Genomic DNA, 2,343 nt, shown 5'->3' on the forward strand with positions numbered 1-2,343 from the left:
GCCGTCGCCATGTAGCAGCGCGCACCGGTTTTCGCCGACATGGCCCAGCCCCTGCACCGCCACGGTGCGGCCGGCCAGGTCGGGCGCGCCAAAGCGATGCCGCGCGGTGGTGCGGATGCCGTTGAAAATGCCGCGCGCGGTGACCGGCGAGGGATCGCCGCTGGCAAAGGGCCCGTCGGGCAGACCGGCGACAAAGCGGGTCGCGGTGGCGACCTGGGCCATATCGGCGGGGGTCATGCCCATATCCTCGGCCGTCCAGTACCGGCCGCCCAGCCCTTCGATCGCCTGCGCGAAAGCCGCCAGCAACGCGGGCGATTTCAGCTGTGCCGGATCGCCGATGATCACCGCCTTGCCGCCGCCCAGGGGCAGACCGGCAGCGGCATTCTTGTAGGTCATGCCGCGCGACAGGCGCAGCACATCCTCAAGCGCCGCCGCCTCATCCGGATAGGGGCGCATCCGCAGCCCGCCCGCGGCGGGGCCAAGCCGGGTGGAATGAATGGCGATGAAACCCAGCAACCCGCACTCGGCCGCTTCGACGCGCACGACCTCTTCGTGCGTGGTGGTTTTGATGGTGGAAATCCGCATGTTTTACCCTCGGAACGCTGGTAACTCTTTGCTCATACCGATGCCGGAATTATGCCACAGAAGTTGAAACGCTTCTCACCAAAATTGCCTGCGCACCCGCATTGTGATAGTGATTTCTGACGTATTGGCGTAGCATTTTGGTGAAAACCTGCATGGATCAGATCGACCGCAAAATCGTACGGCTTTTGCAAGGGGACGGGCGCATGCGGATCGCCGACCTGGCCGAGGCCGTCGGCCTGTCGGCCACGCCCTGCGCAAGGCGGCTGGAGCGGCTGCAGGCCGAGGGCGTCATCACCGGGTATGGCGCGCGGGTCGATCCGGCACAGCTGGGTCTGCCGGTGACGATCTTCGTCTCGGTCGAACTGGAAAAGCAGGACCGCGGCGCGGTCGACGCCTTCGAACGCGAGATCACCCGCTGCGACGAGGTGATGGAGTGTTATCTCATGACCGGATCGCGCGATATCCTGCTGCGGGTGGTGGCCGCCGACCTGGCCGCCTTCGACACCTTCCTGGAAAACCGGCTGATGCGGGTGCCGGGCATCCGCAACATGCGCTCGAACTTCGCCTTGCGCACGATGGTGCGCCGCGAAACGCTGCCCGATTCCGGATGATCCCTTGCCGCAGGGCAGGCAACGCTTTACCTACATCTCATGACTGCCCCGCTGATCGATCCCTTTGCGCGCGCCATCACCTATCTGCGCGTCTCCGTCACCGACCGGTGCGATTTCCGCTGTGTTTATTGCATGGCGGAGAACATGACCTTCCTGCCCAAGAAAGAACTGCTGACCCTGGAAGAGCTGGACCGCATGTGTACCACCTTTGTCGGTCTGGGCGTGGAAAAGCTGCGCATCACCGGGGGCGAACCGCTGGTGCGCAAGGGCATCATGACCTTCTTCAACGCGATGACCCGGCACCTGGAGTCCGGCGCGCTGAAGGAACTGACGGTGACCACCAACGGGTCGCAGCTGGCGCGTTTCGCCGATGACCTGGCGGCGGCGGGGGTGCGGCGGATCAATGTCTCGCTGGACACGCTGGACGAGGACAAATTCGCGGCGATCACCCGCTGGGGCCGGCTGCCGCAGGTGCTGAATGGCATCGACGCGGCGCAGAAGGCCGGGCTGCGCATCAAGATCAACGCCGTCGCGCTGAAGGGCTTCAACGAGGACGAACTGCCCCGGATCACCGAATGGTGCGCCGAGCGCGGCATGGACCTGACCTGGATCGAGGTCATGCCAATGGGCGATATCGGCAACGAGAACCGGCTGGGCCAATACTGGTCGCTGAAAGACGTGCGCGCGCAATACCAAGCGCAGTATAGCGTCACCGACCTGGCCGAGCGCACCGGCGGGCCGGCACGGTATGTGCGGCTGGAAGAGACCGGGCAAAAGATCGGGTTCATCACGCCGCTGTCCCATAACTTCTGCGAAAGCTGCAACCGGGTGCGACTGACCTGCACCGGCGAACTCTATATGTGCCTCGGACAAGAGGACATGGCCGACCTGCGCGCGCCGCTGCGCGCCTGGCCCGAGGACGACCGCCCGCTGCAGGAAGCCATCCGCGCGGCGATCTCGTTGAAACCCAAGGGCCATGATTTCGACTATTCGCGGCAGCGCCTGGACGGCCAGATGCCGCGCCACATGAGCCACACGGGCGGCTGATGCCCGCGGCGCAGGGCGCGCCTACCGCGCTGTTCCGGTTTTATCGCTGCGTGACGCGCGCGGCTTTGCCGCTGGCCCGGCGCAGCGTCACGCGCAAGCT

The 2,343-nt window shown here is 65.4% G+C and carries 3 protein-coding genes; 2 read left to right on the forward strand and 1 reads right to left on the reverse strand.

The genetic code is table 11. The annotated features are described in order from the left end of the window. Positions 1-585: Glu/Leu/Phe/Val dehydrogenase dimerization domain-containing protein (locus CVM52_RS25230; RefSeq protein ID WP_133119995.1), on the reverse strand; the 585-nt coding region annotated here is incomplete at its 3' end. Positions 586-737: 152 nt separating this feature from the next. On the opposite strand from CVM52_RS25230, the gene CVM52_RS25235 reads away from it, so the two are divergent. Both CVM52_RS25235 and moaA read left to right on the forward strand, forming a co-directional pair. Beyond that, positions 738-1,196, forward strand: coding sequence for an Lrp/AsnC family transcriptional regulator (locus tag CVM52_RS25235; RefSeq protein WP_100165010.1), 459 nt, complete (start codon positions 738-740; stop codon positions 1,194-1,196). A gap of 39 nt (positions 1,197-1,235) precedes the next feature. Further along, positions 1,236-2,243, forward strand: a complete 1,008-nt coding sequence (gene moaA / locus CVM52_RS25240) for a GTP 3',8-cyclase MoaA (RefSeq protein WP_100165011.1) — start codon at positions 1,236-1,238, stop codon at positions 2,241-2,243. Positions 2,244-2,343 lie beyond the last annotated feature (100 nt).

The organism is Pseudooceanicola lipolyticus, from assembly GCF_002786325.1.
Taxonomy (GTDB): domain Bacteria; phylum Pseudomonadota; class Alphaproteobacteria; order Rhodobacterales; family Rhodobacteraceae; genus Pseudooceanicola_C; species Pseudooceanicola_C lipolyticus.

Excerpts from the sequence above, each read along its gene's own strand:
- CVM52_RS25235 (WP_100165010.1), top strand. The coding sequence starts at position 738 with ATGGATCAGATCGACCGCAAAATCGTACGGCTTTTGCAAGGGGACGGG.
- moaA (WP_100165011.1), top strand. The coding sequence starts at position 1,236 with ATGACTGCCCCGCTGATCGATCCCTTTGCGCGCGCCATCACCTATCTG.